This window comes from bacterium (assembly GCA_028821235.1).
Taxonomy (GTDB): domain Bacteria; phylum Actinomycetota; class Acidimicrobiia; order Spongiisociales; family Spongiisociaceae; genus Spongiisocius.
In genome coordinates, this window is sequence record JAPPGV010000003.1 from 1 (window position 1) to 3982 (window position 3982).

General features: G+C 69.2%; 3 protein-coding genes. 2 read left to right on the forward strand and 1 reads right to left on the reverse strand.

Translation table 11 applies throughout. From position 1 onward, the window contains the following. Nucleotides 1-528: 528 nt before the first annotated feature. Nucleotides 529-1242, reverse strand: a complete 714-nt coding sequence (locus tag OXK16_00055; protein MDE0374345.1) for a 1-(5-phosphoribosyl)-5-[(5-phosphoribosylamino)methylideneamino] imidazole-4-carboxamide isomerase — start codon at nt 1240-1242, stop codon at nt 529-531. Between the two features lie 105 nt (nt 1243-1347). Between OXK16_00055 and OXK16_00060 the strand changes: the two genes are divergently transcribed. Next, nucleotides 1348-2793, forward strand: coding sequence for an amidase (locus tag OXK16_00060; protein MDE0374346.1), 1446 nt, complete (start codon nt 1348-1350; stop codon nt 2791-2793). A gap of 86 nt (nt 2794-2879) precedes the next feature. After that, a partial coding sequence (locus OXK16_00065) for a hypothetical protein (GenBank protein MDE0374347.1) occupies nt 2880-3982 on the forward strand: 1103 nt, incomplete at its 3' end.

Here is a 3982-nt window from a genome sequence, read left to right on the forward strand (position 1 = left end):
AAACCGATGACCCGCCATGTGAACCGATTCATCTCTTTGGCCAGATCGGTCCGTACCTCTGCCTGACGGGCTTCGTCCTTCGCGTCGACTAGCGACTCGGTGACTCCCTGGCTAGTCATGCGTGGAGCTTCCCATCCTCAGGTTGGCTGACAACATTCTACCAACACGGCGGTGATCGGCCTCCCGTACCGGTGTCAGTGTTCGGTGATAATCAACATAAGGGCGTCTTGTGACGCATTCAACGCCCTTTCCGGAGAACGCGAAAAACGCGCCACGCGGCGCCCCGCACCGGGCCCATCCCCCGCCACCACCGCCGTGCCTTTCGGAGCGTGGCCGGACAAGCCGGCCTGGCGCCGGAGGTCGGCCTCCGCTCCATCGAGCTTGTATGTTCCCATCGGGCCGGCCGAACCGATCGTCTCATGCCATCGGCCGGTGTTGGTGCTTGGCGATAGGCAACGTAAGGCGGGGCTGTGACGCGTTCAACCCCTTCCCGGAAAACGCGAAGAATCATCACTGCCGACAGGCCGGCTAACCCGGGAATTCCCCCAGCGCCTCGGCCAGGTCGATGCCGCCTTCGTAGAGGGCCCGACCGATCACCGCCCCGTCGATGCCTCCGGCGGCCAGATCGCGCAGGTCGCCCATCGTCGCGATGCCGCCTGCGGCCATCAGTTCGGCATCGGGCGCCCGGCGGCGGACCGCTTCGAGCAGTTCCAGGTCGGGGCCGCTCATGGCGCCGTCGCGGGCGATGGCGGTCACCAGGAACCTCGACACCCCCGCCTCCAAGGCGCTCTCGACAACCTGCTCGAAGTCCCGGCCCTCGTCCAGCCAGCCCTGGCCTCCGGCCCGCCCGTCCCTGACGTCCACCGCGGCCACCACCCGCTCGGGCGAGGTTCGCTCGACGGTCGATGCCAGAACACCAGGCGACCACACCGCGCTGGTGCCCATGATCACCCGGTCTATGCCGCAGCCGAGCGCCGCGACCGCGTCAGCGGCGCTTCGGATGCCCCCTCCGAGCTGGACAGCCACCCCACGGGCGGCCACCCGGCGCCACAGGGATTGATCGGGCTTACCTCTCCTCGCCCCGTCGAGGTCGATCACGTGCACCCAGGCGGCGCCCGCCTCCTTCCAGGCCTCCAGCTGGCCACCGATCGACTCCCCGTACCTGGTGACCCGGCCGTAGTCGCCTTGGAACAGGCGCACCACTCCCCCACGCAATACATCTATAGCCGGAAAGATTCTCACGAAATGCCTCGGAACTACTGATCGGGAGCGGATTCCAGCGCGGCAGGGTAACCGGGCAGGACCGAGAAGGAACCAGGGCCGGCCGCGATGTGGTCAAATGGCGCCATGGATGTCTGCTCGCTCCCGGCAACCGAAATGTCCGCTCTGCTGGGCCGTGGGCAGCTCAGCGCCCGCGAGTTGCTCGACGCCCACCTCTCCCGGATCGAGGCGGTCAACCCGATCGTCAACGCTGTGGTGACCCTGACGCCCGAGTTGGCTATGGAGCGCGCCACCGCCGCCGACGAGGCACACGCCCGGGGCGAGTCGCTGGGACTGCTGCACGGCCTGCCCGTGGCTCACAAGGACCTGCTGGCCACGGCCGGCATCCGCACCACCTTCGGCTCGGCCATCTTCTCCGAGTTTCTCCCCCCGTCCGACTCGCTCGTCGTCGAGCGCCAGCGCCGGGCCGGAGCGGTGATGGTGGGCAAGACCAACACGCCCGAGTTCGGGGCCGGATCCCACACCTTCAACCCGGTCTTCGGCCCCACCCGCAATCCCTACGCTCTCGCCCGCACGCCGGGCGGAAGCAGCGGGGGCGCGGCCGCCGCGCTGGCGGCCCGGATGCTGCCCCTGTGCGACGGGTCCGATCTGGGCGGGTCGCTCCGCAACCCCGCCGCCTTCTGCAACATCGTCGGGTTCCGCCCCTCGCCCGGCCGCGTACCGGCCATCACCGCCCACGATCCGTGGTCTCCCCTCCCGGTGAGGGGCCCGATGGCCCGGACCGTGGCGGATGTCGCCCTCTACCTCCGGGCGATGGCCGGCCCGGACCCCCGTTCGCCGGTCTCGATCGACCAGTCACCGGATGCGTTCGCCGGCTCGCTCGAACGGGACCTGACCGGCACCAGGGTGGCCTGGTCCCCCGACGCGGGCGGGCTTGCGGTCGATCCGGCTATAAGGACAGCGCTCGAGAACACCCCCGACCGGCTGACCGACCTGGGTTGCGAGGTCGTGGAGGCCTGGCCGGACCTGTCGGACGCCGCCGAGATATTCCAGGCCCGGAGGGCATGGCTGTTCGCGGTCGGCTTCGCCCCGCTACTCGCCGAGCACCGCCACCTGATGAAGGCGACCGTGATCTGGAACATCGAGGTCGGCCTCGAGATGACGATCGCCGGATACGCAGAGATCTGCCGCCGGCATCGCGAGTTGGTGGCCCGAGTCCATGACTTCATGAGGCCTGAGGAGGGAGGATTCGACTTCCTGGCCGCGCCCGTCACCCAGGTGCCCCCTTTCCCCGTCGATGTGGAATACCCCACCGAGATCGACGGAACCCGGATGGAGACCTACATCGACTGGATGCGGTCGTGCAGCGACATCACGGTGACGACCCACCCCGCCATCTCCGTCCCGGGCGGCTTCACACCCGACGGACTACCGGTCGGCCTGCAGCTGGTGGGCCGTCATCACGCCGACCGCTCCGTTCTCGAACTGGCCCATGCGTGGGAACGGGCCACGGGGTGGGGTGAGTGGATACCCCCCGAGATCGCCACCACCGGCCGCGCTCCCGCCGGATAGGAGCGTCGAGTTCCGCCGCCTAACCGGTCAGTTGGTCACACCACCGAGCGCCGGCTTTGGCGCCGAGCCGCCCTAATCTAAGGACTATGGGACTCGACCCCTCTACTTCCGAATCCGGTCCGGCCCCCTCGTCCCGGCTATGGCTCGGGTTCGCCCTCCTGGGTGCGGTGGCGGCGGGCGCCGCTCTCGCCGTCTCCGAGCTGGTGGCAGGCGCCTTCCCGTCCGCCCCGTCACTGGTCCGGACGATCGGGCAGCGGGTCATCGATGTCACACCCGTGCCTGTCGTGGATTGGGCCATCGCGATGTTCGGCACCAACGACAAGCTGGTGCTGGTAATCGGGATCGTCCTGGTCTCGCTCGGGATCGGCGCTCTTCTCGGCCTCCTGTCCAGGGACCGCCCCGGCATGGCGGCGGCCGGCTTCGTGCTGTTCGGCGCGGTCGGGTTCGTGGTCGGGCTGACCGATCCGCTGGCCGGGACGGTTCTCACCCTGGTGGCCGCAGTGGCTGCGGCGGGCCTGGGCGTGGGCGTGCTGCTGGGGCTCCGTTCCCTTTTCGCAGATGCAACCCGGCCCGGGTCCGGCGCGGCCGCCGTCGCCGGATCGCGGCGCGCCTTCCTGGTCGCGTCGGCCGCGACGGTGGTCGTGTCGGTGTTCGAGGTCTTCCTCGGTCGATACCTCGGGAGCCGTACGCAGTCGGCGGCGGTGGCGCGGGAGCAGGTGACGCTTCCTACCGCCCTACCCTCGCCGGCACCTGCCGCCAGCCCGGCAGTGGACGGCACCTCCGTACCCGAGTTCGAGCCCATCGACACCACCGTGCCGGAGTTCGAGCCCATCGACACCACCGTGCCGGAGTTCGAGCCGATCGAACCCGAACTCCTGGCCACTGACACCCCCGAAGCGGCCGGAACCGTCCCAGCCGGGGCGGAGACCACCGAGCCGGCCGAGACCGCTTCGACCACCCAGCCCACAACCACCGAGACAACTCAGGCTCCCACTCCCGAAACCACCACCACCCAGCCCGCGAGTCCGGAGACAACACAGGCTGCCGAGACCACTCCCACCACCCAATCCGGCCAGACCGCAACGACCCAAGCACCCGAGCCGTCCACGACCACCCAGCCCACGACCACCGAGACAACACAAGCCCCCGAAACCACCACAACCACACAAGCCCCCCAGACCACCACCAC